The organism is Streptomyces pyxinicus (assembly GCF_024753135.1).
Lineage (GTDB): Bacteria > Actinomycetota > Actinomycetes > Streptomycetales > Streptomycetaceae > Streptomyces > Streptomyces pyxinicus.
Window position 1 is genome coordinate 17,374 of the sequence record NZ_JANUGP010000024.1, and the last position, 26,655, is coordinate 44,028.

Consider the following 26,655-nt stretch of genomic DNA (forward strand, 5'->3'; position numbering starts at 1 on the left):
ACCATGGCTTCCGCATTCGAGTACGCCCCCGCGCCCGAGTCCCGCTCGGTCGTCGACATCGCCCCCTCCTACGGCCTGTTCATCGACGGTGAGTTCACCGACGCCGCCGACGGCAAGGTGTTCAAAACCGTCAGCCCCAGCACCGAGGAGGTGCTGTCCGAGGTCGCCCAGGCCGGTGAGGCAGACGTCGACCGCGCCGTCCGGGCCGCCCGCAAGGCGTTCGAGAAGTGGTCCGCGCTGCCCGGCTCCGAGCGCGCCAAGTACCTGTTCCGCATCGCCCGGATCATCCAGGAGCGCAGCCGCGAACTGGCCGTCCTGGAGACGCTGGACAACGGCAAGCCGATCAAGGAGACCCGCGACGCGGACCTCCCGCTGGTCGCCGCGCACTTCTTCTACTACGCCGGCTGGGCCGACAAGCTGGATCACGCCGGGTTCGGCCGGAGGACGACAAATGGGCCCAGCGGTGCGAACCCGGCTCCGCTGGGCGTGGCCGGCCAGATCATCCCGTGGAACTTCCCGCTGCTGATGCTGGCGTGGAAGATCGCCCCGGCGCTCGCGACCGGCAACACGGTCGTCCTCAAGCCCGCCGAGACCACCCCGCTGTCGGCGCTGTTCTTCGCGGACATCTGCCGCCAGGCCGGCCTGCCCAGGGGTGTCGTCAACATCCTCCCGGGCTACGGCGACGCGGGCGCCGCGCTGGTCGCGCACCCGGACGTGAACAAGGTGGCCTTCACCGGCTCCACCGCCGTGGGCAAGGAGATCGCCCGCACGGTCGCCGGCACGAACAAGAAGCTCACCCTGGAGCTGGGCGGCAAGGGCGCCAACATCGTCTTCGACGACGCCCCGATCGACCAGGCCGTCGAGGGCATCGTCACCGGCATCTTCTTCAACCAGGGCCAGGTCTGCTGCGCCGGCTCCCGGCTGCTGGTCCAGGAGTCGATCCACGACGAGCTGCTGGACTCCCTCAAGCGCCGGCTGTCCACGCTGCGCCTCGGCGACCCGCTGGACAAGAACACCGACATCGGCGCGATCAACTCCGCCGAGCAGCTGGCCCGGATCACCGCGCTGACCGAGCAGGGCGAGGCGGAGGGCGCCGAGCGCTGGTCCCCGGCCTGCGAACTGCCCGGCTCCGGTTACTGGTTCGCACCGACGCTGTTCACGAACGTCACCCAGGCGCACACCATCGCCCGCGACGAGATCTTCGGCCCGGTGCTGTCGGTCCTCACCTTCCGCACGCCGGACGAGGCGGTCGCCAAGGCGAACAACACGCAGTACGGCCTCTCGGCGGGCATCTGGACCGAGAAGGGCTCGCGGATCCTGGCGGTCGCGGGCAAGCTGCGCGCGGGCGTGATCTGGTCCAACACCTTCAACAAGTTCGACCCGACCTCGCCGTTCGGCGGTTACAAGGAGTCGGGTTTCGGCCGCGAGGGCGGTCGCCACGGCCTGGAGGCTTACCTCGATGTCTGACCGTCTGAGCGTCTTCAAGACCTACAAGCTGTACGTCGGCGGGAAGTTCCCGCGTTCCGAGAGCGGCCGGGTGTACGAGGTGACGGACTCCAAGGGCAACTGGCTGGCGAACGCTCCCCGGTCCTCCCGCAAGGACGCCCGGGACGCGGTCGTCGCCGCCCGCAAGGCGTTCGGCGGCTGGTCCGGCGCGACCGCCTACAACCGGGGCCAGGTCCTGTACCGGGTCGCGGAGATGCTGGAGGGCCGCCGCGAGCAGTTCACGCGCGAGGTCGCCGAGGCGGAGGGCCTGTCGAAGTCGAAGGCGGCGGCGGTCGTGGACGCCACCGTCGACCGCTGGGTCTGGTACGCCGGGTGGACCGACAAGATCGCCCAGGTGACCGGCGGCGCCAACCCGGTCGCGGGCCCGTTCTTCAACCTCTCCTCGCCCGAGCCGACCGGCGTGGTCGCCGTACTGGCCCCGCGGGAGTCGTCGTTCCTCGGCCTGGTCTCGGTGCTCGCCCCGGTGATCGCCACCGGCAACACGGCGGTCGTCGTCGCCTCCGAGCGGGCCCCGCTGCCCGCCCTGTCCCTGGGCGAGGTGCTGGCCACCTCCGACGTGCCGGGCGGTGTCGTCAACGTCCTGTCCGGCGGTACGGCGGAACTGGCGGCCCCGCTGGCCGCGCACCAGGACGTCAACGCGATCGACCTCGCGGGCGCCGACGAGGCGCTGGCGAAGGAGCTGGAGATCTCGGCGGCCGACAACCTGAAGCGGGTTTTGCGTCCGGGTCCCGTGGACTGGGCCGCGACGCCGGGGACCGAGCGGCTCACCGCGTTCCTGGAGACGAAGACGGTGTGGCACCCGACGGGCTCGCTGGGCGCGTCGGGGTCCTCGTACTGACGAAGCCCGCACGGGCCCTGACGGGGTCCGGATGGGCGGGGGCTGCGCGATGCGGCCGGGTGCGGGGCCTTCCCCGTGGCCGGTCGCGCAGTTCCCCGCGCCCCTCAGACGTCCTGATGGGCGCTCAGCGCGCTGAGGAGCGGCCCCACCAGCGGGACGCCGCCGAGGGACCGGGCCTGGGCCAGGGGGGCCGTCAGCATCTGGGTGCTGACCGGCTTGAAGTCGGCGAGCTGGGTGCCGATGCCGTTGTCCAGCGGGTCGACTCCCGTGCCGGCGAGGGGGTTGGGCTTGAGGCCGGCCACCGGGCCGGTCACGTAGCCCACCGCGCCGGTCAGCGCCTGCAGGCCCGCTTGCGGGTCCACGTTGCCGATCCCCACCGGCCGGGAGTTGAGGCCGGCGACCGGGGAGGAGTCCGCCGCCGCCGTGGCCGCCCCCGCGCCCAGCGCCGCCCCGGCGGTCGCCAGGACGATCAGGGCGCGCCGCGCGGTGGAGGTGCGGGAGGAAGTGTGTCGTGCCATCGCTGGTGCCACCTTCTGGTGCGCAGGGTAAGGATGTCGGCACACAGGGTAGTTGAGGCGGGAGTCACGCTCAAAAGCCGACCCGCGGGGTCGGCAGGCGGCCCCCCATGCGTCAAACTGGTGTTCCGTGAGCCTTCATCTCCCGTCCCCCGCCCGTGTCGTGCTGCTGTGCGGCCCCTCCGGCTCGGGCAAATCCCTGGTCGCCGCCCGCTCCGGGCTCCCCGTCCTGCGTCTGGACGACTTCTACAAGGAGGGTGACGACCCCACCCTGCCGCTGGTGGCGGGCAGTTCGGACATCGACTGGGACCACCCCGGGTCGTGGGACGCGGAGGTCGCGGTCGAGGCCATCGCCCGGCTGTGCGCCACCGGGTCGACGCCGGTGCCGGTGTACGACCTCTCGCTGAGCGCCCGTACCGGCGAGGAGACGCTGCACATCGGCCGTACCCCGCTGTTCATCGCGGAGGGCATCTTCGCCGCCGAGATCGTCGAGCGCTGCCGGGAGCGGGGGCTGCTCGCCGACGCGCTGTGTCTGCGCCGGGGCGCCTTCACCACCTTCCGGCGGCGCTTCCTGCGGGACCTGCGGGAGGGCCGCAAGTCGGTGCCGTTCCTGCTGCGCCGGGGCTGGCGGCTGATGCGCTCCGAGCGGTCGATCGTCTCCCGCCAGGTGGCACTGGGCGCGCATCCCTGCGACCGGGACGAGGCGCTGGGCCGGCTGGCGGCGGCAGCGGCGGGGCGCCGGGCGCGGGAGCAGCGGACGGCGGCGTGACGGCCGTACCCGCCGTGGCCGGTCCTCGGGGGCCGGAAACGCGGAACGGGACTGGTGGGACCCCCCGGTCCGCCAGTCCCGCCCCTGTGCGCTCCCCCGTGTTTCCCCCGTAGGGGCCCACCCCCCAGTGGTCCCCCCGTCACCCCCGTGTTTCCCCCGTAGGACCCACCCCCCAGCGGATCCCCGTCCCCCGTGGGCCACCCCCCAGTGGCCCCGCCTTCAGGCGACCAGCTCGCCGAAGGCGCTCTCCTCGTCACGGCCGAAGCTGAGGACCTCGTCCTCGCGCAGCCGGCGCAGCGAGCGCCAGATGCTGGACTTCACCGTGCCGACACTGATGCCGAGGATGTCGGCGATCTCCGGGTCCGTGCGGCCCTCGTAGTAGCGCAGGACCAGCATGGTGCGCTGCGGTTCGGGCAGCCGGGCCAGCGCCTGCCAGAGGACCGCGCGCAGCTCGGTGCCGCGCATCGCGTCCGTCTCGCCGGGCGTCTCGGGCAGTTCCTCGGTCGGGTACTCGTTGAGCTTGCGGCGCCGCCAGGCGCTGATGTGCAGGTTGGTCATGGTGCGGCGCAGGTAGCCGCCCACGGCCGCCTTGTCGCTGATCCGGTCCCAGGCCCGGTAGGTCGAGAACAGCGCGCTCTGGAGCAGGTCCTCGGCCTCGTAGCGATCACCGGTCAGGTGGTAGGCCGTGGCGTACAGGGAGGCGCGGCGCTCCTGGACGTAGGCGGTGAACTCCGCCTCCGACAGCGAGCGGCGCCGCTCCCCCGAGTCCTCCCCGTACGCCTCTCCCCCGTGCTTCTCCCCCGTGTGTGCGTCGACCACCGTCATGTACGCGGTGTGCTGACGCCCGGTGCCGCGAACGCACCCCCGTCCGCTCACACCACCGGACTTCTCCGCTCCCCGGCGTCCGTCGTGCAGACGCGTGACCACTGCGCTGGTGCTGATGCTGTGCAGCGTGTTCATCTCGCGCTCCCCGTCGTGGACTTCCGGTGCTTCCGTGGTGCTCCGGCGCTGTCTCGCAGTGCCGCGGGCCGGCCTGCCGTTCCCGGCGTCCTGCCCGTGCCGAAAAGACTGCCGGGGCCACTTCATCGCCGTGTCCGTCGACTGTCACAGACCTGTCACAGGCCATCGGGACCCGGCTGTCACGCTGGGCACACAGGTGATGGCGGTGTGCGGGTATCGGTCCCGGCGGTCGTCCCGCGCCCCCTCCATGGGCCAGAATGAGCCCCGTGCCTTCCCTGTTGCTGATCGAGGACGACGACGCCATCCGCACGGCCCTGGAGCTGTCCCTGACGCGCCAGGGACACCGGGTGGCCACCGCTGCCAGCGGCGAGGACGGTCTGAAGCTGCTGCGCGAGCAGCGGCCGGACCTGATCGTGCTGGACGTGATGCTGCCCGGCATCGACGGGTTCGAGGTGTGCCGGCGCATCCGGCGCACGGACCAGTTGCCGATCATCCTGCTGACCGCGCGCAGCGACGACATCGACGTGGTGGTCGGTCTGGAGTCCGGTGCCGACGACTACGTGGTCAAGCCGGTGCAGGGCCGGGTGCTGGACGCCCGCATCCGTGCCGTGCTGCGCCGCGGGGAGCGCGAGTCCAGCGACTCGGCGACGTTCGGCAGCCTCGTCATCGACCGCTCGGCCATGACCGTGACGAAGAACGGCGCGGACCTCCAGCTGACCCCGACCGAGCTGCGGCTGCTGCTGGAGCTGAGCCGCCGGCCCGGTCAGGCGCTGTCCCGGCAGCAGTTGCTGCGGCTGGTGTGGGAGCACGACTACCTGGGCGACTCGCGCCTGGTGGACGCCTGTGTGCAGCGGCTGCGCGCCAAGGTGGAGGACGTGCCCTCCTCCCCGACCCTGATCCGTACCGTCCGTGGTGTCGGCTACCGCCTGGACTCGCCTCAGTGACCGAGACGCGCGAGGAGCCGCGCGGCCAGGCCGCGGGGCGTGGGGGAAGGCTGTCGCGGCTGCGGTTCACGAGCCTGCGGCTGCGGCTGGTGGTGGTCTTCGCGCTGGTCGCGCTCACGGCCGCGGTGTCGGCGTCCGGGATCGCCTACTGGCTCAACCGGGAGGCGGTGCTCACCCGCGCCCAGGACGCGGTGCTGCGCGACTTCCGGCAGGAGATGCAGAACCGGGCCGGCGCCCTGCCCGAGCATCCGACACAGGACGCGTTGCAGCGGGCCGCGGGCCAGATGGCGGCCGGGAGCCAGCACTTCAGCGTGCTCCTGGCCGGCAAGGACCCGAGCGGCAAGACGGTGTACGGCAACTCGGACGGCATCAACGGCTTCTCGCTGGATGACGTGCCCGCCTCGCTGCGCGCGGCGGTCGACAAACGGCAGAAGGTGACGGACTCGGGGCAGCAGCCGTACCACCTGTTCTGGCAGCGGGTCACCGACCGGGGCACGCCGTACCTGGTGGCCGGCACCCGGGTGATCGGCGGCGGTCCGACGGGCTACATGGCGAAGTCCCTGGAGCCGGAGGCCAAGGACCTCAACTCGCTGGCCTGGTCGCTCGGTATCGCCACCGGGCTCGCGCTGATCGGCGCCGCGCTGCTCGCGCAGGCCGCCGCCACGACCGTACTGAAGCCGGTGCACCGGCTCGGGGTGGCCGCCCGGCGGCTCGGCGAGGGCCGGCTCGACACCCGGCTCCGGGTGTCCGGCACGGACGAACTCGCCGATCTGTCGCGGACGTTCAACAACGCGGCCGAGGCGCTGGAGAAACGGGTCGCCGAGATGGCCGCCCGGGACGAGGCCTCGCGCCGCTTCGTGGCCGACATGTCGCACGAACTGCGCACCCCGCTGACCGCCATCACCGCCGTGACGGAGGTGCTGGAGGAGGAACTGGAGTCGGAGGCCGGCGGCATCGACCCGATGATCGAGCCGGCGGTACGGCTCGTGGTCAGCGAGACGCGGCGGCTCAACAGCCTGGTCGAGAACCTGATGGAGGTGACCCGCTTCGACGCGGGCACCGCCCGGCTGGTCCTGGACGACGTGGACGTGGCCGACCAGATCACCGCCTGCATCGACGCGCGGGCCTGGCTGGACGCGGTCGAACTGGACGCCGAGCGGGGCATCCACGCCCAGCTCGACCCGCGCCGCCTGGACGTCATCCTGGCCAACCTGATCGGCAACGCGCTCAAGCACGGCGGCTCGCCGGTGCGGGTGTCGGTGCGGACGGCCGACGACGAGGTGGTCATCCGGGTCCGCGACCACGGCCCCGGCATCCCCGAGGACGTCCTGCCGCACGTCTTCGACCGCTTCTACAAGGCGAGCGCGTCCCGGCCGCGTTCCGAGGGCAGCGGGCTCGGTCTGTCCATCGCCCAGGAGAACGCCCACATCCACGGCGGCGGCATCACCGCGGCGAACTCCCCCGAGGGCGGTGCGGTGTTCACGCTGCGGCTGCCCCGGGACGTCTCACGGCTGACGGAGGAGGAAGCCGCCGCCGAGGAGGAACGGACCGGCAGGGCCGAGAAGGCCGAGAAGAAGAGCGAGACGAAGACCGGCGAGAAGAAGGACCGTCCCGGAAAGGAGGGGTCATGACCGTACGACGCCTGCTGACGCTGCCCCTCCTGGGCGCGCTGCTCACCGGGTGCGGCATCCGGGCGACGGAGGTGCCGACCGACTTCGGGGCGGCGCCCTCCCGGGTCGCGTGCTCGCTGGCGGCGCCGGACACGGCCGCGCAGTCCGCGCACGGGGTGCCGGTGCAGGTCTTCCTGCTGTGCGGGGCGTCCCTGGTGGCCGTGGACCGCACGGTACGGGTCCCGGACGGCACACCCGACGCCCGGCGCCGGGTGATCGTGGCGCAGGGCCTGCTGGACGAGCTGGCCGCCTCTCCGTCGGCGCAGGAGAAGGCGGCGGGGTACACGACGTACGTGCCGGGGGCCCTGAGCGTGTCCGGGCCCGGTCCGCGGGACCCCGAGGACACCCTGCGGCTGAGCACCGCACCGGACCACCTCACGGCCTACGCCCTGGCCCAGCTCGTGTGCACCCTCTCCGACTCGGCGGCGGCCGAGGGCGACGGCTCGGTGGTCCTGGCGGGCCCGGCGCCCGCCGAGCCGCGCCGGTACGAGTGCACGGACGAGCTGCGCGGCACACCCCGGGCGAAGCCGCCGTCCGGCAGGGTCGCGGACGGCTGATCCCGGCTGTTGGCGGACGGCCGCCCCGGGAGTGACCGCTCGGTACGGAGACCGCTCGGGGTGGAAACCGCTCGGTATGGAACCGATCCCGCCCGGCCCGGCGTCTAGGGGGTCGTGCAGCGTCAAGGCTCCATCGGCGGCAGCAGCGCCGCGATCCGCATCCGTGTCACGGCAGGCGTCCTCCTCGTCGCCCACCTCACCCTCGTCGCCTGGCTGATGCTGCGGCCCCTGGACGTCCCCTGGGTGATGCCACCCAACGTGCACCTGCTGGCCGGCATCCGCGCCGATCTCGCGCTCGGCTGGCCGGCCGCGGTGAAGCCGCTCGGCGAGGGGCTGGCCCTGCTCGCCCCGCTCGGTGTCCTGCTCCCGCTGGCCCACGGCAGGCTCGCCGTGTCCCCGGTCGCCTCCGCCCTGCGTACGGCGGCGGCCGGCGCCCTGGTCTCCTGCGGCATCGCCCTGCTCCAGACCGGGGTGCCGGGCCGGGTCGTGGACGTCGACTCGCTGCTGCTGAACACCACGGGCGTGCTGCTGGCCCACCTCGCCGTCGTCCCGGCCGTCCGGGGCCGGCTGCGTCGCCGGGAGCCGCTCACCGACGGCACGGCGGCACCGGTCGTCGCCCAGGAGGAGCTGCCTCAGGGGCGTACCCCGACGATTCCCAGGGTCGGGATCGCCCCATAGAGTGATGCTTCGCCCCCTTCGTATCCGTACCGTGGAAGACAGCCGGGAACAGCCGGCCGCCGACAGTCGGCAGCCGGCCGAGCACAGCGGAAGTCGGCTGACAGCGACGACGACCACGGAGGAGATCACATGCCCGCCCTCACCCGTCCCACCCACGGCCGCATGATCGGCGGAGTGTGCGCCGCGCTGGCCCGCCGCTTCGGCACCTCGGCGACGACGATGCGGGTGATCTTCCTGCTCTCCTGCCTGCTGCCGGGCCCCCAGTTCGTGCTCTACATAGCGCTGTGGATCCTGTTCCCGTCGGAGGACAAGGCCCGCACCGCCACCTGGTAGCCCGCACCGCCACACGGCAGACCTCGCACACGCCGACGCCGCCGACGCGCGCCCGGAAGAACCGGGGCGCCCCGACGGCGTCGTACGGGGGGGTGCTGGGAGGGGGCTGCCTCAGCCGACCGGAATGCCGTTGACCGGCAGGCCGTGGGTGGGCAGGCCCTTGAGCGGCAGGCCGCCCAGCAGACCGGCGACCGGCTTGGTCGGACCCTCGGCGATGATGCTCTCGACGACCGGCTGAGCGGCGGCGAGCCCCTTGCCGAGCAGCGGCACCGCGGCGGCGACACCGCGCTCGGCCACCGGCTTGACCTTCTTCATCGCACCGCTGTCCGGGAGCGCCTCGATGAGCGTGGAGGGCGGCAGCGTCTTGGTGACGGTGTCCAGGGTCTGCGCGGAGTCCGGGACGGCCGGGGCGGCGCTCGCCACGCCGGCACCGGCGGCGGCGAAGGCGGCACCGAGGGCGGCGACACCGAGGGTCTTGGCAGCAGACTGCTTCATGGCGAATGCGTCCTTGAATGCGGAGAGGGAGATCACAAACGATCTGAGCGGTCCACGACCGTAAACATCCCGGACCGCCCACCGCAAACACCGAAATGCGGACACCTTGTGAAACCGCGTCCGCATTCCGAGCCGGCGACCGCCTCCCCCTAGACCCCCGGTTCCGCAGAACCGCTGGTGGAGGCCGTCTGCCGGAACAGCCATTCGGATTTCAGCTCGGCGTATCCGGGCTTGATCACGTCATTGATCATCGCGAGTCGTTCATCGAAAGGAATGAACGCTGATTTCATCGCATTGACGGAGAACCACTGGAGGTCGTCGAGCGTGTAACCGAACGCCTCGACGAGGTGCTCGAACTCCCCGCTCATGGTGGTGTGCGACATCAGCCGGTTGTCGGTGTTCACGGTGGCCCGGAAGTGCAGCCGGCGCAGCAGCCCGATCGGGTGCTCGGCGTAGGAGGGCGCGGCCCCGGTCTGGAGGTTGGAGCTGGGGCACAGCTCCAGCGGGATCCGCTTGTCCCGGACGTACGAGGCGAGCCGGCCGAGCGTGACCGAGCCGTCCTCGTGGACCTCGATGTCGTCGATGATCCGCACCCCGTGCCCGAGCCGGTCGGCGCCGCACCACTGCAACGCCTGCCAGATGGAGGGCAGTCCGAAGGCCTCGCCGGCGTGGATGGTGAAGTGGTTGTTCTCCCGCTTGAGGTACTCGAAGGCGTCCAGGTGCCGGGTGGGCGGGTAGCCGGCCTCGGCGCCGGCGATGTCGAAGCCGACGACGCCGGTGTCCCGGTAGCGGTTGGCCAGTTCGGCGATCTCCAGGGAGCGGGCCGCGTGCCGCATGGCGGTGAGCAGGGCACCGACCCGGATCCGCCGGCCGCTGTCCCGGGCGAGCCGCTCGCCCTGCCGGAAGCCCTCGTTGACGGCCTCGACCACCTGCTCCAGGGTCAGCCCCCGCTCCAGGTGCTGCTCGGGGGCGTAGCGCACCTCGGCGTAGACGACCCCGTCGGCGGCGAGGTCCTCGGCGCACTCCCGGGCGACCCGCACCAGGGCCTCGCGGGTCTGCATCACGCCCACGGTGTGCGCGAAGGTCTCCAGGTACCGCTCCAGCGAGCCGGAGTCGGCGGCCTCCAGGAACCAGCGGCCCAGCTTGTCCGGGTCGGACTCGGGCAGTCCGGAGTAGCCGGTCTCCCGGGCGAGTTCGACGACGGTGGCCGGGCGGAGTCCGCCGTCGAGATGGTCGTGCAGCAGAACCTTGGGCGCGCGGCGGATCTGGTCCGGCGTCGGAACATGCGCCGGCACGGTCGCCGGGACGGACCCGGTGGGTGCGGTCTGGCTCGTCATTTCGGCACTGTAACTCCTACGCGCGTAGAGAGAGCCGACCGCGCGGCGGTCACTTTCCCGGCGCCTTGGTCGGTGCTTGCCGGTGCCTTACCAGCGCCTTGCCGACGCTTTTCCGTCGATACGCAACGGTGACCGCACGTACGGGTTTCGTCCACCGCGCCTTCTGACACTGTTCTGTCATGGGAGAGCGAGCGACGCCGGTCCGAACGGCCAGGCTGGGAAAGGCAGTCGGCCCGGAGCCGACGTCCGTCAGCGGAGCGGTGCTGCTGCTCCCGGGCGGAGAGGAGGTCTCCGCCCGTAAGCCGTCCCCCGTCTGGGCGACGGCGTTCGTCCCTTCCCTGGGCCGCCGCCTCGCCCGCGCGGGCCGCGCGGAGGGCCTTGCCGTGCACACCGTGCACTACCGCTACCGGGGCTGGAACGGCAGCGAGGCGCATCTCGCGGCGGACGCGGAGTGGGCCGCCGACGAGGTGGTACGGCGCTACGGAGATGTCCCCGTCTGCCTGGTCGGCATCGGCATGGGCGGCCGGGCGGCGCTGCGCACGGGCGGGCACGAGGCGGTCGGCTCCGTGGTGGCGCTGGCGCCGTGGCTGCCGGAGGACGACGTGGCCGCACCCGCCGAGCCGGTGAAGCAGCTGGCCGGGCGCCGGGTGCTGATCGTGCACGGCACGAACGACGAACGCACCGATCCCGAACTGTCGTTCCGCTTCGCGGCCCGCGCGAAGAAGACCAACCGCGAGGTGTGCCGCTTCGAGGTCCACTCCGACGGCCACGGCATGCACGGCTACCGCGAGGAAGTCCTCTCCCTCACCGCCGACTTCGCGATGGGCGCCCTGTTCGGCCACACGGTCTCCCGCCCGGTCGAGGACGCGCTGGCGGCCCCGCCCCCGATCGGGCTGCGGATGCCGTTGGCGGCGGGGTTCGGGAGGTCGCTGAAGCGGTAGGGCGCGCGGGCTGACACTGTGACGTCCGTCTCACTGTGACGGAGAGTGCCCCCGCCGCCGCTTCAGCGAAGGACCGGTGAAGCCGGCTTCACAGGGTACGCACAGGAACCACCTGGCTGCCCCTCAGGATCACTGTTACTGAGCGTAACCCGCCCCGGTCGTAACGTCCTTGCCGTGTGAATCATCGGCATGCCTATGGTGGCGTCCGCTCCCGGGAGGACCTGACCAGTCCGCTCGTCCGGGAGTCTCCGGTGCGTCCACGGGGGGACGCTCTGCACCACGCAGGACCCGAGCCCGGGTTTGGCATGTCCCTCCCAGGAGTGCGCCTCCAGCAGCCACCCCTGAAGAGAGGGACACGCGTGTCGCTCATACCTGTACGGAAGCAGGGCAGACGCCCCAGATGGATGACGGGCTTGGCGACTCCGGTCGTCTCGCTCGCTTCCCTCGCCCTCCTCGCCACCATGGCGGTGCATCCCGATCCGACCGCCGGCCGGGAGCCGCGCACCGCTCCGGTGGCCGACTCCTACGACGGGTTCGACGCCAAGGCCGCCGAGCAACTGCGCGGGGACCAGTGTGTGGGCGTCGACGGCCTGCGCAAGGGCGGGCCCAACCTGTTCGCCCTGGCGCAGAGCGCCATCGGACTGCCACCCGATCAACTCCACAAGAAGCTCAATCGGGATCTCTACGACACCAAGGATCCCCTGCACACGGCTTTCATGGCCGACGAGGACAACAGCTCTCAGTGGCGGGACAAGGTCCTGGACCAAGGACACGCGTTCTCCAACGCCGTCACAGGCCTGGATGACTACCCTGGCTCGCCGGAGGGCGAGACCGAGATCTACGACCGGATCGGGCTGCTCCCGTGGATCTACCAGTCGTGGGGCAAGGCGATCGACCTCTTCTCGCCGTTCTACGAGCCCTCGCCCACCGCGGACGACGCCACCAAGGCTGCCGCGGTGAAGGTCGGCGACCAGCTGTACACCTCCGGGGGGACGCCCGAGGAACAGCAGGCATGGGCGCTGTGGAAGAAGAACTCCGGCAAGATCGAACCCAACACGCTGTTCGTTCCCCGGGTGTTCGCGGACGACGCCCGCGTCTTCCTGTCCTCGGGTGGCTTTCCCAAGACGGCACCGGCCCCGGACACGCCTGAGTTCCGTATCGCCGTCGAGGACCTGAAAACCCGTTTCGCAGCCTGCGGGTGGCACGACCCGATCGACCCCAACCGGGTGCTCGGCAAGGAAGTGGCCCAGGCGACCACCGAGTGGCAACAGGAGATCACCTCCCAGGCCGCACAGCGCCAGCAGATCCTGACGGCTTCCGGCACGGCCACGAAGGCGTTGCAGGACGGCTCGTTCGCGTTGGGCAAGATGCTGGGGCAGTCCTGGATCGCCGACTACTCCACCCGTTGGCTGGACTACTACACCGAGGGCGGCCTCAACTGGGTCGGCGACGGCCAGCTGGAGATCCAGGTGCCGGGCGCCGCCGGCAAGTGCCTCGACGTCCAGGGCGCCGGCAAGACCAACGGCACGCCGGTCCAGGTCTACACCTGCAACGGCGGGGCCTCCCAGAAGTGGCAACGGTGGGCCACCTATGACGGCGGCTACACCCTGATGAACCCGAACTCGTTCAAGTGCCTTGAGGTGCTGAACGGCGCCACTGCCGACGGAACGAAGATCCAGATCCGGGACTGCGGCAGCGGCAAGGCCCAGCAGTGGAAGTTCGACATCCGCAGTGCCGGCCCGCTGGTGAACGCGGCGTCCGGCAAGTGCCTGCACCTGCCGACGTTCGACAACAGCAAGGACGCCGTCTCCTCGGCCTGCAACGGCTCCGCCGCGCAGAAGTTCCGCATCGTCGCCAAGACCCATACCGGCAGCGCCCCGGCCAAGGCCGACGTGGACAAGGCCAAGGCCAACCTCACCGCCGCGCAGACGGAGTCGAAGAAGCAGCTCGCCGTCCTCAAGACACAGCTGACCGCCGCGCAGAAGGCCGCGACCACCTCGGACACCGCCCTCCAGGCGGCATACGGCATCGCGGATACGGCCGGGGCCCCGCGCGGGCGGGGCCTGCTCGTCGGTCTGCAAAAGGACCAGGTCACCAAGGGCGCGTCCGCCGCACTGACCGCGCTGGAGAAGGCCGGCGAGACCGCCGAGGCCGCAACCCGTGCCGCCGCCGGGGACAGCGCGACCATCACACAGCGCGCCCTCGCCCAGGCCGCCCAGTCGAAGGCCGAATTCCGCAAGAAGGCCGCCGAGGCAGCCGAGTGGCAGGCCAAGGCCGCCGCGGACGCGGCCAAGGTCCACCGGGACAACGCCAAGAAGGACAAGGAGACCGCCGAGGCCAAACTCGCGGTCGCGGTGAAGGCCGAAGCCGACGCGAAGGCGGCCGCCGCCGACGCGCACGCCAAACGCCTCGCGGCCGAGGCCGAGGAGAAGACCGCCAAGGCGGAGAAGGAGAACGCCGCCGCCAGCCGCGCCGAGGCCGCCCAGCACCGCACGAACGCCGGGTCCGAGGCGACCAAGGCCAAGGACGCCAAGGACAAGGCCGAGGCCGCCGAGAAGACCGCCGAAAACAGACGCGACGACGCGGTCACGGCCAAGGACCACGCCAAGGACATGCGCGACGACGCCTGGGACGCCGAACAGAAAGCCGACGCCGCCCGCGCCAAAGCCGACGCCAAAACCGCCTACGCCGACTCCCTCGACTCCGGCGACGCCGCCGACGCGGCCCGCACAGCGGCCAACGACGCCGACACAGCAGCCGACAACGCCGAAGCCGCCGCAGGCAAAGCCCGTTCCGAGGCCGACGCCGCCACCCAGGCCGCAGCCGACGCCGACGCGGCGGCCACCCGCGCCGAGGCGGCGGCCAAACGGGCTCGCTCCGACGCCGACGCCGCCCAGGCAGCCAAACTCAAAGCCGACGCCGCCGTGAAGACGGCCACCAGCGCCGCCGCGGACGCCATCACCGCCTCCCAGCACGCCGCATCCGAAGCCAAGACGGCCGTGAAACTGGCCGACGAGGCCGAACAGCACGCCAAGGACGCCAGAACCCAGGCCGACGCCGCCAACACCGAGGCCGGCAAGGCACGCGCCGCCTCCGCCAAAGCCGCCGGATACGCCCACGTCACCGCCCAGGCAGCCGTCGACGCCGGCAAGGCGGCCCAGCAGGTCGCCGCCCCCGCCAACGACGCCATCCAGCTCGGCGCCGCCTACATCGACACCGACTCCGCCGCCGGCCTCGTCGTCCTGACCGGACAAGGCGCGAAGACGATCGCCGAGCAGCAACAGGCCGTCGCCGACGCCCACGCCAAGAACGCCGCCGCCGAGGCCGACGCCGCCAAGAACCTCGCCGACCAGGCCAAGGGCGACGCCAAGGAGGCCTACCAGCACGCGGCCAACGCCGCCAAATACGCCGCCGACGCCCGCACCTACTCCAAGGAAGCCCTCGGCTACGCCGCCGACGCCGCCAAAGCCGCCGCAGCCGCACAGGCATCACTGGCCCGCACCCTCACCTACGACCAACAGGCCACCGACGACGCCGCAGCCGCCGACAAGGCAGCCGGCAACGCCGAGGGCTACGCCAAGGACGCCCGCGACAACGCCGACGCCGCCGAACTCGACGCCGAAGCCGCCCGCTCCGCCGCCACCCAGGCCGAACAGGACGCCAAGGACGCCCGCACCGCAGCCGACCGCGCCGACACCGCCGCCACCGAAGCCGAACAAGCGGCGAAGGACGCCGACAAGTACGCCAAGGAGGCCCAAGCAGCCGCCGACCGGACGGAGAAGGCGGAGGCCAACAAGGAAGCGTCCCAGGGATCCGGCACCGGTATCCCCGGTGTCTTCGCCGTCCCGGACGAGTCCACCGTCGAGATCGTCAGCAGCAAGCAGATCGGCACCTGCCCCGGTATGCCGGAAGCGGCCTTCCAGGGCTGCAACGCGGCCTACGACCTCGTCGTCACCTACGAAGCCGACGTCTACCTGTGCACCGACGACCAAGCCCAGGCCACCGCTGACGGATGCCCGAAGGCGGCATGGCAGTTCCTCCAGCGGGCGACGCTCAAGAAGATCGAGATCAACGGCTGGACGCACCACTTCTCCGGCAAGGACATCGTCCGCGCCGGCTGGCAGAGCCTCTTCGGTGACGTCGCCGGCTCGATCCTCTTCTCCTTCTTCGCCGAAGACCTCATGGACTGCTGGCACGGCGACAAGACCGCCTGCGCCTGGAGCATCGCCACCTACGTCCCGCTCGAAGGCCTGCTCGCCCCGATCACACGCGCAGTCAAAGCCCTCGACGCCGCAACCAGAACCGGAATCGGATTCGAAGACGCTTTCAAGGCCCTACGGAGCCTTGACGGCCTGTCACCGCTGGCAAAGGAAGGGATCGGTGCCAAGGTCCTCCAACAGCTGTACGAGACCTGCACGAAGCGCACAAGGGCAGCATTCAGGCTGTCCGCGGGCGGCGCATGCGGGGAAATAGTCCCGTACGCCGGCTCGGAATTGGCTGCAATTGCATACAAGTTCCGGATAGCCAGCGGGCTTCGGTACAAGTTTGGACGCAACGTCGCGGTCGCCAGGGTTCCCGGATGGGCCAAGGCCACCGGAGCGAAGGATGACTTCGTCGTCTTCGCAAATATTCCTCAGGGACTCCACTCCGAGGAACTGATCGTGCAAAAACTGGAAGAAAAGGGATTCAACAGGAATCAGATCTCGGAACTCTACAGTGAACGCAGCCCATGCGCCGATAGGTGCTCCCCCCTCATGGAAGGCATACCGGTGACTTATTCGACTCCCGACGGACCGGGTGCGTACCATATGATCGAGTACATGATCAACACGTTCGAGCGTGGGAAGTTGGCCCGATCCACTCAATCGACTCCGTCTGAGTGACGTAGAAAAGAGATGGGCGCCGGAAAGCCCAACCTCCGGCGCCCCCTGCGTGCAAAGCAATGCACGCAGGTTACTCAGGAGAAATTCGTGACATCAGGGATGTCATCCCACCTGGAGATGCCTTGTGACGTACATAGACCCCGAGACACGAGCCAAAGCCGAAGCACACGGGAATCCGTACGCCCCGGAGGACATCATCGCCGCAGGCCACGAACTGGCGGGCCGGGTCTGCCGCGAGCTGCAACGCGCTGGTCTTCCCGCTGATGTCAAGCGTCCGGGGGCACCGCAACAGCCGGGCGCCTGGGTGGAAGTCGACGACAGCCAGGGTCAATACGCTGGCGGCCTCTACGTGCGCTGGAGCGCTCCGGAACTGGCGGAAGCCGGTATGCGGGCGGTTGCCGAGCGCCAGGACCCGGAGGCGGCAGACTGGAGGCACCACGCCGAAGTCGTTGTCCTCATGCAGACGGCATTGATCGGGATTCTGCGGCTGGCCGGCTTCTCCGTGGTTCGCGCGGAAGAGGTCGACGACATCGCCAAGGGTGACGTGTACGTCCACGCCGATCCACCCTCGTCTTCGTGAACGTGTTGCCCCCGCACTGCTCCGGAACAGGGTGACAGCGCGCACCGCTGCGAGCAGCGCCCTGCCGGGCGGCGTGTGGCTGTTCCTGTTCTGGCCTAGCCCGGAACCAGGTTCCCCCGCCGAGACAGCAGGAACCTCTTGAAGGCCGCCACCGGTGGGGTGTCCGGGCGGTCGGCCAGCCAGGCGACGCCGATTTCGCGGGCCGCCCGGGGGGCGGTGACCGTCAGTTCCACGACGCCGGGGCGGGGGACGGTGGGCGGGGGGAGGAGGGCGACGCCGAGGCCCGCGGCGACCAGGCCGCGCAGGGTTTCCGCCTCCTCGCCCTCGAAGGCGATGCGGGGGCGGAAGCCGGCCTCGTGGCAGAGGGTGTCGGTGATGCGGCGCAGGCCGTAGCCGGGTTCGAGGGTGACGAAGTTCTCCTCCGCGGCCTCGGCGAGGCGGACGCGGCGCCGGGACGCCAGCGGATGGTCGGCGGGCACGACCAGGCGCAGCTTCTGCTCGTCCAGGCGGCGGGCGACCAGGTCGGGGGCGTCCGGCACCGGAGAGGTCAGACACAGGTCCAGTTCCCCTGCGCGCAGCCGCTCCAGCATCGCCTCGCCGTAGTTCTGGACCAGGCTGAAGCGGATGCGGGGATGGTCGGCGCGGAAGGCGTGCAGCAGGCCCGGCACGGTCTCCGCGCCCATGGTGTGCAGGAAGCCGAAGGCGACCTTGCCGGTCGCCGGGTCGGCGTCCGCGCGCACCTCCTCGGCAGCGCGTTCGACCTCGGCGAGGGCGCGCTCGACGGAGGCGAGGAAGGTGCGCCCGGCGGGGGTCAGGGAGACCGTGCGGCCGTGCCGGGCGAACAGGTCGACGCCCAGGTCCCGCTCCAGCCGGACCATCGCCCGCGACAGGGTGGACTGCGGGACCTCCAGCTCCTGGGCGGCCCGCGTGACGTGCTCGGTACGGGCCACGGCGGCGAAGTGGGCGAGCCGGGGCGCCAGCAACAGCGCCATGTCTTCTGTGTCACCGGACGGTGACAGCCGCCCCTGTGAGCTGTACTGATGCGCCATGGGAACGATTATGCCGATTCCGTGCATTGGACGCATCAGCCCTGCGTAGCTACGGTCGAAGCATGTCTCCCGCCAGTACCGAGGCGTCCACCAGCGTGGACGCCGGCACATCCGTCACCTCCCCCGACTCCCGGCTGACCCCGGGCGGCCCCGGCTACCGCCGGATGAGCTTCGCCCTGTTCCTGGCCGGCGTCGCGACCTTCGCCCTCCTCTACTCCACCCAGGCCCTGCTGCCGCTGATCTCCGGCGAGTTCGGGGTCGCGGCGAGCGAGGCGAGCTGGACGGTGGCCGCCGCGACCGGTGGCCTCGCCCTGTTCGTGCTGCCGATGAGCGCCCTGTCGGAGCGGTTCGGGCGCCGTACGGTGATGACCGCCTCGCTGGCCGTCGCGGTCACCGTCGGGATGCTGGTGCCGTTCGCGCCGTCGATCGGTGCGCTGGTGGTGCTGCGGGCGGTGCAGGGTGCCGTGCTGGCCGGGCTGCCGGCCTCGGCGACGGCGTACCTGGCCGAGGAGGTGCGGCCGAAGGCGCTGGTCACGGCGATCGGCCTGTTCGTCGCGGGCAACAGCGTCGGCGGCATGAGCGGCCGGGTGATCACCGGCTGGGTGGCCCAGGAGTGGGGCTGGCGGGTCGCGGTCGGCGTGATCGGCGCGGTCGCGGTCGGCTGCGCGGTGGCGTTCCGCCTGCTGCTGCCCGCCCCCCGGCACTTCACGGCGGGCTCGCTGCGCCCGCGCGTGCTGCTCGGCACGGTCCGCGACCACCTCTCCGACCCGCTGCTGCGCCGCCTGTACGCGATCGGCGCGCTGTTCATGACGGTGTTCGGCGGCGTCTACACGGTGATCGGCTACCGCCTCACGGAGGCGCCGTTCGGACTGCCGCAGGGCATCGTGGGCTCGATCTTCCTGGTCTACCTGGTGGGTACGGTGTCCGCGTCCTCGGCGGGCCGCCTGGTGGGCCGGCTCGGCCGCCGGGGCGCGCTCTACCTGGCGGGCGGTACGACGGCGGCGGGGCTGCTGCTGTCCCTGGCCGCCTCCCTGCCGCTGGTGCTGCTCGGCCTGGTGCTGATCACGGCGGGCTTCTTCGCCGGGCACGCGGTGGCCTCCTCGGCGGTCGGCAAGACCGCCACGCACGGGCGGGCGCAGGCGGCGGCGCTGTACCAGTCCGCGTACTACATCGGCTCCAGCGTGGGCAGCACGGTCGGCGCGACGGCCTTCCACGCCACCGGCTGGGGCGGCACGGTCGGCGTCGGGCTGTGCGCGGTGCTGGGGGTCGTGGCGATCACAGTCCTCGGTACGAGGGCGGCCCGGGTGGCGGCGCGCCGCGTGCCCGTGGGGGCGCGCTGACATCGCCGTACGCCGGTCCGAACACCCGATCCCAGCTGCGCCTTTTCCCGCTCCAGGGGCCGTTGTCAGTGGGCTGCGGTAGCTTCCCGAGTGCTGGGGCGCGACAACGCGCCACCGGGACGGCCACAGGGGTGGGTGGACGATGGGCGACAGTACGGCGACGGCGGACCTGGACCTCGCGCTGGAGAAGCACCGCACCGAACTGACCGGGTACTGCTACCGGATGCTCGGTTCCTCCTTCGAGGCGGAGGACGCGGTGCAGGACACGCTGGTGCGGGCCTGGCGGAGTTACGACCGGTTCGAGGGCCGTTCCTCGCTGCGCTCGTGGCTGTACCGGATCGCGACGAACGTGTGCCTGGACATGCTGGCGGCGGGCAGCAGGCGGGCGCGTCCGATGGACCTGACCGAGTCGACGCCGCTCGCGCGGGCGGCGCTCGCCCCGCGCCCGGACAACACCTGGCTGGAGCCGGTGCCGGACGCGCGCGTGCTGCCGGCGGTGGCGGACCCGGCGGAGGCGGCCGTCGCCAAGGAGTCGATCCGGCTGGCGTTCATGGCGGCCCTCCAGCAGTTGCCGCCCAAGCAGCGGGCGGTGCTGATCCTGCGCGAGGTGCTGGCCTGGCGGGCGAGCGAGGTCGCCGAGCTGCTGGGCACCTCGGTGGCGTCGGTCAACAGCGCGCTCCAGCGGGCCCGGGCCACCCTCGCCGAGCGCGAGACGACCCCCGAGGGCGCGGTGTCCGATCCGCTGGACGAGGAGCAGCGAAGACTCCTGGAGCGCTATGTGAAGGCGTTCGAGGGGTATGACATGGCGGCGCTGACCGCCCTGCTCCACGAGGACGCCATCATGACGATGCCGCCGTTCGACCTGTGGCTGCGCGGCCCGGCCGACATCACCGGCTTCATGTCGACCCTGGGCGCCTCCTGCGCCGGTTCCCGGCTGCGGCCGGTCCTGGCCAACGGCCTGCCGGGCTTCGCCCACTACAAGCCGGACCCGGACACCGGCGGCTTCAGCCCGTGGGCGGTGCAGGTGCTGGAGCTGTCAGGGGGCCGGATCACCGGTTTCCACTGCTTCCTCGACACCAAGCGCTGGTTCCCCCTCTTCGACCTCCCCCTCCACCTGGAGGCGGAGCCCGACGAAGTCGAGCAGAGCGAGTAGCGCGGCTCCCGGCCCCCGCAGCCGGATCCGCCCTCCCCTCCGCCGCGCGGCCAGCTCCATCCGCGCCAGCACCTCCACCACCCCGAGCCCCGGCTCCTCGACGGCCCCCACGTCACACACCACGACCCGCCCCCGCTCCCCCTCCACCCGCGCACACAACTCGACCACCCGCTCCCGACCGACGGAAGCGGGCAGCACGATCACGACCGGGCTCCGGGCATCCACGCGCGGGTAGACCGGCGCGGGGGCCGTAACTCATCGGGGGGCGGGCTCACCGGCCCCGGCATGCCGAAGGGGCCGGTGGAGGATCCACCGGCCCCGTTCACCCGCGGCAGGGAAGTGCCGGCTCAGGCGATGCGCTCCAGCACCACCGGATTCGCCGTGAAGGCCGTGCCCGGGGTCGCGATGTCGTACGCGGACTCGACTGCCTGGAGGGCGTAGTCGAAGCGTTCGGGGGTGTCCGTGTGGAGGGTGAGGAGGGGCTGGCCCTCGGTCACGGTGTCGCCCGGCTTGGCGTGGAGTTCGACGCCGGCGGCGGCCTGCACCGGGTCCTCCTTGCGGGCGCGGCCGGCGCCCAGGCGCCAGGCGGCGATGCCGACGTCGTAGGCGTCGAGGCGGGTCAGGACGCCGGTGGCCGGGGCCTTGACGACGTGCTGCTCCTTGGAGGTGGGCAGGGCCGCGTCCGGGTCGCCGCCCTGGGCCGCGATCATCCGGCGCCAGACGTCCATCGCCGAGCCGTCGGCCAGGGCCTTCGCCGGGTCGGCGTCCTTGACGCCGGCCGCGTCGAGCATCTCGCGGGCCAGTGCCAGGGTCAGCTCCACGACGTCCGCCGGGCCGCCGCCGGCCAGCACCTCGACCGACTCGCGGACCTCCAGGGCGTTGCCCGCAGTGCGGCCGAGCGGGGTGGACATGTCGGTCAGGAGGGCGACCGTCTTCACCCCGTGGTCGGTGCCGAGGCCCACCATCGTGGACGCCAGCTCGCGGGCGTCCTCGATCGTCTTCATGAAGGCGCCGGTGCCGACCTTGACGTCCAGCACCAGGGAGCCGGTGCCCTCGGCGATCTTCTTCGACATGATCGAGGACGCGATCAGCGGGATCGCCTCGACCGTGCCGGTGACGTCGCGCAGGGCGTACAGCTTCTTGTCGGCGGGGGCCAGGCCGTCGCCCGCCGCGCAGATCACCGCGCCGGTGGTGTCGAGGACGTCCAGCATCTCCTCGTTGGAGAGCAGGGCGCGCCAGCCGGGGATCGACTCCAGCTTGTCGAGGGTGCCGCCGGTGTGGCCGAGGCCCCGGCCCGACAGCTGCGGGACGGCCGCGCCGCAGGCCGCGACCAGCGGGGCCAGCGGCAGGGTGATCTTGTCGCCGACGCCGCCCGTGGAGTGCTTGTCGGCGGTCGGGCGGGACAGCGCGGAGAACTCCATGCGCTCACCGGAGGCGATCATGGCCGCCGTCCAGCGGGCGATCTCACGGCGGTTCATGCCGTTGAGCAGGATGGCCATGTTGAGCGCGGCCATCTGGTAGTCGGCGACGGCGCCGCGGGTGTACGCGTCGATGACCCAGTCGATCTGCTCGTCGGTCAGTTCACCGCGGTCCCGCTTGGTGCGGATGACGGAGATGGCGTCCATGGCCATGGTCGATGGCTTCCTTCCGGGAGGTGCGAAGCCGTACGGCCCCTCTGCGCAGGTCAGAGGGGCCGTACGGGAGTTACTTGGTGAGATGGTCCGGGCCGAAGGCCTGGGGCAGCATCTCGGCGAGCGGCAGGACGCCCGCGGGGGTGTCCAGCAGCAGGTCGGGGCCGCCGAACTCGTAGAGGAGCTGGCGGCAGCGGCCGCACGGCACGAGCAGGGCGCCCGCGCCGTCCACACAGGTGAAGTGGGTCAGCCGGCCGCCGCCGGTGCGCTGGAGCTGGGAGACCAGACCGCACTCGGCGCACAGGCCGATGCCGTACGAGGCGTTCTCGACGTTGCAGCCGGAGACCGTGCGGCCGTCGTCGACGAGCGCGGCCACGCCGACCGGGTAGCCCGAGTAGGGGGCGTAGGCGTGGGACATGGCCTCCCGCGCCTCGGCGCGCAGCGCCTCCCAGTCGAAGCCGGCCGCGTCCGTCGTCACTTGCCCTGTCCCTTCCGGTACCGCATGCCGTCCGCCTTCGGCATCCGCAGGCGCTGCGCGGACAGCGACAGCACCAGCAGCGTGACGACGTACGGGGTGGCGCCCACGAAGTCGCTCGGGACCTCGTCGGTGAGCAGGTACCAGACCAGCACGAGGGCGGCCATGACGGCACTGATGACGCCCTGCCACAGCGCCTTCTTGTACATCTTCCACCCGGCCAGCAGCGCGAGCAGGACGACCAGCAGCAGGAGCAGCGCGTGCACGGTGACACCGCCGTTGCGCAGCTGGAGCGCGTCGGAGTAGCCGAACAGGCCCGCGCCCATCGCCAGGCCACCCGGACGCCAGTTGCCGAAGATCATCGCGGCGAGACCGATGTAGCCGCGGCCTCCGGTCTGGCCCTCCAGGTAGGTGTGGGAGGTGACCAGCGCGAGGAAGGCGCCGCCGAGGCCGGCCAGGCCGCCGGAGATCGCGACGGCGGCGTACTTGTAGCGGTAGACGTTGACGCCGAGGGACTCCGCGGCGATCGGGTTCTCGCCGCAGGAGCGCAGCCGCAGACCGAACGGCGTGCGCCACAGCAGCCACCAGCTGGCGACGAACAGCACCGCGGCGAGGATCGTCACCACGGACAGGTTGGTGATCAGACCGCCGAGGATGCCGGCGACGTCGGAGACCAGGAACCAGTGGTGCTTCTCGATCGACGCGAGGCCGTCGGACAGACCGGGGATGGTGACGTCCGGCAGCGAGTCCGCGGGCGGGGACTGCTTGGGGTTGCCGCCCGCGTCGGCCGCCTTGCCGTCGGCGAAGAACAGCTTGGCGAGGTACTGGGTGGCGCCGAGCGCGAGCAGGTTGACGGCGACACCGGAGACGATGTGGTCGACGCCGAAGGTGATGGTGGCGACGGCGTGCACGAGGCCGCCGAGGACACCGAAGCCGATGCCGCACAGCAGGCCGAGCCAGGGGCTGGACTGCCAGCCGATCCAGCCGGCGCCGAAGGTGCCGAGGATCATCATGCCCTCAAGGCCGATGTTGACCACGCCGGCCCGCTCGGACCACAGACCGGCGAGCCCTGCGAGGCCGATGGGCACGGCGAGGCCGAGCGCGGCGGCGACCTGCCCGGCGGAGTCGAGCTGGTCGGAGCCGGTGATCATCCGGACCGCGGCCAGGAGCAGCAGCGCACCGGCGACGATCACGAGGATCTGGCCGAGGGAGCGGCCCGAGCGCCGGGCGGCGCCGTCGGCCTTGGGCGCCGCGGGCGGCGGCGCGTCGGTCATCGTGGCAGTCATCACGCCACCTCCTGCTTCTTCGTCGCGGCGGCGGCCTGCGCGGCGAGTTCGGCGCCGACCTTCTGCTGCTGGCGCTTGAGGCCGTAGCGGCCTACGACCTCGTAGGCGATGACGACGCACAGGACGATGACGCCCTGGATGACGCCGAGGATTTCCTTGTCGTAGCCCTGGAATTCCAGGTGGTTGGTGGTGCGCTCCAGGAAGCCCCAGAGCAGGGCGCCGAGCGCGATCCCGACCGGGTTGTTGCGGCCGAGCAGTGCGATGGCGATGCCGGTGAAGCCGATGCCCGTCGGGAAGTCGTTGCTGAAGGCGTGGCTGTCGTTGAGGAGGGTGGGCATGCCGATCAGACCGGCCACCGCGCCCGAGATGACCATGCTGGTGGCGATCATCTTCTTCACCGAGACACCGCTGGCGCTCGCCGCGGACTCGGACTGGCCGACGGTGCGCAGGTCGAAGCCGAAGCGGGTGCGGCCGAGTACGAACCAGTAGGCGATGCCGACCAGGACGGCGATGACGATGAAGCCCCACAGCTCACCGGCCGGGCCGGCGTCGATGGTGAAGAAGTACGACGACGAGGGCAGCGGCTTGGTCGAGACGACGGTGCCGCCCTGTTCGAGCCGGGCGAGCTTCCCGGGCTGGAGCAGGTAGGCGATGATCGCGGTGGCGATCGAGTTCAGCATGATCGTGGAGATGACCTCGCTGACGCCCCGGGTCACCTTGAGGACGCCGGCGATGGCCGCCCACAGGGCGCCGGTCACCATGGCCGCGATGATGACGAGCGGGATGGCGATCCAGCCGGGCACGGCGAGGGCGCCGCCGAGGACGGCGGCGACGAACGCGGCGAGCCGGTACTGGCCGTCGACACCGATGTTGAACAGGTTCATCCGGAAGCCGATGGCCACCGCGACGCCCGCGAGGTAGTACGTCGTCGCCTTGTTCAGGATGTAGACCTGGCTGTCGCTGGCGAAGCCGTAGGTCGTCATGTCGCTGAAGGCGGCACCGGGGTTCTTGCCGGTCGCGAGGATCACCAGGGCGGTGACGACGAGGGCGGCGACGACCGCCAGCACCGGCGCCGCGATCCCGAGGAGCAGCCGCTCCTTGTCGATCCGTGAGGTCAGCTTCTTCATCGCTCGTCGTCCTCTGTGTGCTCCAGGTGGCCGGTGGCCGCACCCGTCATGGCGGAGCCCAGCTCCTCGGGGGTGATCGTGGCGGGGTCGGCGTCGGCGACCAGGCGGCCGCGGTACATCACCCGCAGGGTGTCGGACAGGCCGATCAGCTCGTCCAGGTCCGCAGAGATCAGCAGCACGGCGAGGCCCTCGCGGCGGGCCTCGCGGATGTAGTCCCAGATGGCGGCCTGGGCACCGACGTCCACACCGCGGGTGGGGTGGGCGGCGATGAGCAGCTTGGGGTCGTGGCTCATCTCGCGGCCGACGATCAGCTTCTGCTGGTTGCCGCCGGACAGCGAGGCCGCGGTCACGTCGATACCGGGGGTGCGGACGTCGTACGCCCGCACGATCCGCTCGGTGTCGGCGCGGGCGGCCTTGATGTCGAGGAGCGGGCCGCGCGAGTTGGGCCGCTCGGAGACGTGGCCGAGGATGCGGTTCTCCCACAGCGGTGCTTCCAGCAGCAGGCCGTGGCGGTGGCGGTCCTCGGGGATGTAGCCGATGCCGGCCTCGCGGCGGTCGCGGGTGGGGGTCGCCGAGATGTCGGCGCCGTCGAGGGTGACGGTGCCGGTGTCGGGCCGGCGCATGCCCATGATCGCCTCGACCAGTTCGGACTGGCCGTTGCCCTCCACACCGGCGATGCCGAGGACCTCGCCCTTGTGGATGGTGAAGGAGATCTGGTCCAGGATGATCCGCTCGATGCCTTCGAGGTCGGTCTGCGCCAGGTGCAGTCCGGCCACCTCCAGCAGCGGGACGTCCGTGACGGTGGACTCCGCGGTCTCCGGGGTGGGCAGCTCGCTGCCGACCATCAGCTCGGCGAGCTGCTTGGGGGTGGTGCCCCGGGGCTCGACGGTGCCGACGGTGGTGCCGCGCCGGATGACGGTGATCTCGTCGGCGACGGAGAGCACCTCGCCCAGCTTGTGGGAGATGAAGATGACGGTGAGGCCCTCGGCCTTCAGCTCGCGCAGGTTGTCGAAGAGCGCGTCGACCTCCTGCGGCACCAGGACGGCGGTGGGCTCGTCCAGGATGAGGGTCTTGGCGCCGCGGTAGAGGACCTTGAGGATCTCCACGCGCTGGCGGTCGGCGACGCCCAGCTCCTCCACGAGCACGTCGGGGCGGACGCCCAGGCCGTACGCGTCGGAGATCTCCCGGATCTTCGTACGGGCCTTGCCGCCGATGCCGTACAGCTTCTCCGCGCCGAGGACGACGTTCTCCAGCACGGTGAGGTTGTCGGCGAGCATGAAGTGCTGGTGCACCATGCCGATGCCGCGGGCGATGGCGTCGCCGGGGTTGGTGAAGGTGACCTGTTCGCCGCCGACCGTGATGGTGCCCTCGTCCGGCTGCTGCATGCCGTAGAGGATCTTCATCAGGGTGGACTTGCCGGCGCCGTTCTCACCGCAGAGGGCGTGGACGGTGCCGGTGCGGACGGTGATGTCGATGTCGCGGTTGGCGACGACGCCGGGGAAGCGCTTGGTGATGCCGCGCAGTTCGACGGCAGCGGGAGGGCTGGACGCGTTGATGGCGCACTCTCCTCGGGGAAAAGGGGCTGCAT

At 71.4% G+C, this 26,655-nt stretch carries 24 protein-coding genes; 13 read left to right on the plus strand and 11 right to left on the minus strand.

Annotated elements, in window-relative coordinates; genetic code table 11:
* Positions 1–3: 3 nt before the first annotated feature.
* Together NX794_RS26170 and NX794_RS26175 are read left to right on the plus strand one after the other, a co-directional pair.
* Positions 4–1,467: an aldehyde dehydrogenase family protein gene (locus NX794_RS26170; protein WP_258781449.1), complete on the plus strand. Its 1,464-nt coding sequence runs from the start codon at positions 4–6 to the stop codon at positions 1,465–1,467.
* Entirely contained in the window at positions 1,460–2,344 is an 885-nt protein-coding gene (locus NX794_RS26175; RefSeq protein WP_258781450.1) for an aldehyde dehydrogenase family protein, read from the plus strand. Before NX794_RS26170 ends, NX794_RS26175 begins: the two co-directional genes overlap by 8 nt.
* Before the next feature lie 104 nt (positions 2,345–2,448).
* On the opposite strand, the gene NX794_RS26180 is transcribed toward NX794_RS26175, so the two are convergent.
* On the minus strand, positions 2,449–2,862 hold the full coding sequence (locus tag NX794_RS26180; RefSeq protein ID WP_258781451.1) for a hypothetical protein: 414 nt from the start codon (positions 2,860–2,862) through the stop codon (positions 2,449–2,451).
* A gap of 160 nt (positions 2,863–3,022) precedes the next feature.
* On the opposite strand from NX794_RS26180, the gene NX794_RS26185 reads away from it, so the two are divergent.
* The gene (locus NX794_RS26185; protein WP_258781575.1) at positions 3,023–3,628 is read left to right on the plus strand and encodes a uridine kinase family protein; all 606 of its coding nucleotides are present in this window, start codon (positions 3,023–3,025) and stop codon (positions 3,626–3,628) included.
* A 219-nt stretch (positions 3,629–3,847) separates the two neighbouring features.
* On the opposite strand, the gene NX794_RS26190 is transcribed toward NX794_RS26185, so the two are convergent.
* Complete coding sequence (locus tag NX794_RS26190) at positions 3,848–4,588, minus strand: SigE family RNA polymerase sigma factor (RefSeq protein ID WP_258781453.1); 741 nt, start codon at positions 4,586–4,588, stop codon at positions 3,848–3,850.
* Between the two features lie 266 nt (positions 4,589–4,854).
* On the opposite strand from NX794_RS26190, the gene afsQ1 reads away from it, so the two are divergent.
* The 5 genes from afsQ1 (at position 4,855) to NX794_RS26215 (ending at position 8,770) form a co-directional block, all read left to right on the plus strand.
* A complete protein-coding gene (gene afsQ1 / locus NX794_RS26195; protein ID WP_258781454.1) occupies positions 4,855–5,532 on the plus strand; it encodes a two-component system response regulator AfsQ1 in 678 nt (225 codons plus the stop codon).
* The gene (locus NX794_RS26200; protein WP_428985961.1) at positions 5,529–7,163 is read left to right on the plus strand and encodes an ATP-binding protein; all 1,635 of its coding nucleotides are present in this window, start codon (positions 5,529–5,531) and stop codon (positions 7,161–7,163) included. The genes afsQ1 and NX794_RS26200 overlap by 4 nt, the downstream gene beginning before the upstream one ends.
* A complete protein-coding gene (locus NX794_RS26205; RefSeq protein WP_258781455.1) occupies positions 7,160–7,759 on the plus strand; it encodes a hypothetical protein in 600 nt (199 codons plus the stop codon). The genes NX794_RS26200 and NX794_RS26205 overlap by 4 nt, the downstream gene beginning before the upstream one ends.
* Positions 7,760–7,873: 114 nt before the next feature.
* Positions 7,874–8,437 (plus strand): VanZ family protein, encoded by a 564-nt coding sequence (locus tag NX794_RS26210; RefSeq protein ID WP_258781456.1) that lies wholly within the window; start codon positions 7,874–7,876, stop codon positions 8,435–8,437.
* Between the two features lie 129 nt (positions 8,438–8,566).
* Complete coding sequence (locus NX794_RS26215; protein ID WP_258781457.1) at positions 8,567–8,770, plus strand: PspC domain-containing protein; 204 nt, start codon at positions 8,567–8,569, stop codon at positions 8,768–8,770.
* 111 nt (positions 8,771–8,881) lie between these two features.
* On the opposite strand, the gene NX794_RS26220 is transcribed toward NX794_RS26215, so the two are convergent.
* Both NX794_RS26220 and NX794_RS26225 read right to left on the minus strand, forming a co-directional pair.
* Complete coding sequence (locus tag NX794_RS26220) at positions 8,882–9,265, minus strand: ATP-binding protein (protein WP_258781458.1); 384 nt, start codon at positions 9,263–9,265, stop codon at positions 8,882–8,884.
* 149 nt (positions 9,266–9,414) lie between these two features.
* Positions 9,415–10,602, minus strand: a complete 1,188-nt coding sequence (locus tag NX794_RS26225; protein ID WP_258781459.1) for an adenosine deaminase — start codon at positions 10,600–10,602, stop codon at positions 9,415–9,417.
* Between the two features lie 179 nt (positions 10,603–10,781).
* On the opposite strand from NX794_RS26225, the gene NX794_RS26230 reads away from it, so the two are divergent.
* The 3 genes from NX794_RS26230 to NX794_RS26240 all read left to right on the plus strand — a co-directional run bounded on the left by NX794_RS26230 (position 10,782) and on the right by NX794_RS26240 (position 17,006).
* Positions 10,782–11,543, plus strand: coding sequence for a prolyl oligopeptidase family serine peptidase (locus NX794_RS26230; protein WP_258781460.1), 762 nt, complete (start codon positions 10,782–10,784; stop codon positions 11,541–11,543).
* A gap of 404 nt (positions 11,544–11,947) precedes the next feature.
* The gene (locus NX794_RS26235) at positions 11,948–16,426 is read left to right on the plus strand and encodes a ricin-type beta-trefoil lectin domain protein (RefSeq protein WP_258781461.1); all 4,479 of its coding nucleotides are present in this window, start codon (positions 11,948–11,950) and stop codon (positions 16,424–16,426) included.
* Positions 16,427–16,550: 124 nt separating this feature from the next.
* Positions 16,551–17,006, plus strand: coding sequence for a hypothetical protein (locus tag NX794_RS26240; protein ID WP_258781462.1), 456 nt, complete (start codon positions 16,551–16,553; stop codon positions 17,004–17,006).
* A gap of 95 nt (positions 17,007–17,101) precedes the next feature.
* On the opposite strand, the gene NX794_RS26245 is transcribed toward NX794_RS26240, so the two are convergent.
* Positions 17,102–18,055 carry a LysR family transcriptional regulator gene (locus tag NX794_RS26245; protein WP_258781464.1) on the minus strand — a complete coding sequence of 318 codons (954 nt, stop codon included), beginning with the start codon at positions 18,053–18,055 and terminating at the stop codon, positions 17,102–17,104.
* A gap of 62 nt (positions 18,056–18,117) precedes the next feature.
* On the opposite strand from NX794_RS26245, the gene NX794_RS26250 reads away from it, so the two are divergent.
* Together NX794_RS26250 and NX794_RS26255 are read left to right on the plus strand one after the other, a co-directional pair.
* Entirely contained in the window at positions 18,118–19,395 is a 1,278-nt protein-coding gene (locus NX794_RS26250; protein ID WP_258781465.1) for an MFS transporter, read from the plus strand.
* 142 nt (positions 19,396–19,537) lie between these two features.
* A complete protein-coding gene (locus NX794_RS26255) occupies positions 19,538–20,548 on the plus strand; it encodes a sigma-70 family RNA polymerase sigma factor (RefSeq protein ID WP_258781466.1) in 1,011 nt (336 codons plus the stop codon).
* On the opposite strand, the gene NX794_RS26260 is transcribed toward NX794_RS26255, so the two are convergent.
* From NX794_RS26260 to NX794_RS26285, 6 genes are all read right to left on the minus strand, one after another.
* Positions 20,432–20,773 carry an STAS domain-containing protein gene (locus NX794_RS26260; RefSeq protein WP_309506021.1) on the minus strand — a complete coding sequence of 114 codons (342 nt, stop codon included), beginning with the start codon at positions 20,771–20,773 and terminating at the stop codon, positions 20,432–20,434. The genes NX794_RS26255 and NX794_RS26260 overlap by 117 nt on opposite strands.
* A gap of 122 nt (positions 20,774–20,895) precedes the next feature.
* Complete coding sequence (locus NX794_RS26265; RefSeq protein WP_258781467.1) at positions 20,896–22,179, minus strand: thymidine phosphorylase; 1,284 nt, start codon at positions 22,177–22,179, stop codon at positions 20,896–20,898.
* Positions 22,180–22,252: 73 nt separating this feature from the next.
* On the minus strand, positions 22,253–22,657 hold the full coding sequence (locus NX794_RS26270) for a cytidine deaminase (RefSeq protein WP_258781468.1): 405 nt from the start codon (positions 22,655–22,657) through the stop codon (positions 22,253–22,255).
* Positions 22,654–23,940 (minus strand): ABC transporter permease, encoded by a 1,287-nt coding sequence (locus tag NX794_RS26275; protein WP_258781469.1) that lies wholly within the window; start codon positions 23,938–23,940, stop codon positions 22,654–22,656. The genes NX794_RS26270 and NX794_RS26275 overlap by 4 nt, the downstream gene beginning before the upstream one ends.
* Positions 23,940–25,067, minus strand: a complete 1,128-nt coding sequence (locus NX794_RS26280) for an ABC transporter permease (RefSeq protein ID WP_258781470.1) — start codon at positions 25,065–25,067, stop codon at positions 23,940–23,942. The genes NX794_RS26275 and NX794_RS26280 overlap by 1 nt, the downstream gene beginning before the upstream one ends.
* Positions 25,064–26,590, minus strand: coding sequence for an ABC transporter ATP-binding protein (locus NX794_RS26285; protein ID WP_258781580.1), 1,527 nt, complete (start codon positions 26,588–26,590; stop codon positions 25,064–25,066). Before NX794_RS26285 ends, NX794_RS26280 begins: the two co-directional genes overlap by 4 nt.
* Between the last annotated feature and the right edge of the window lie 65 nt (positions 26,591–26,655).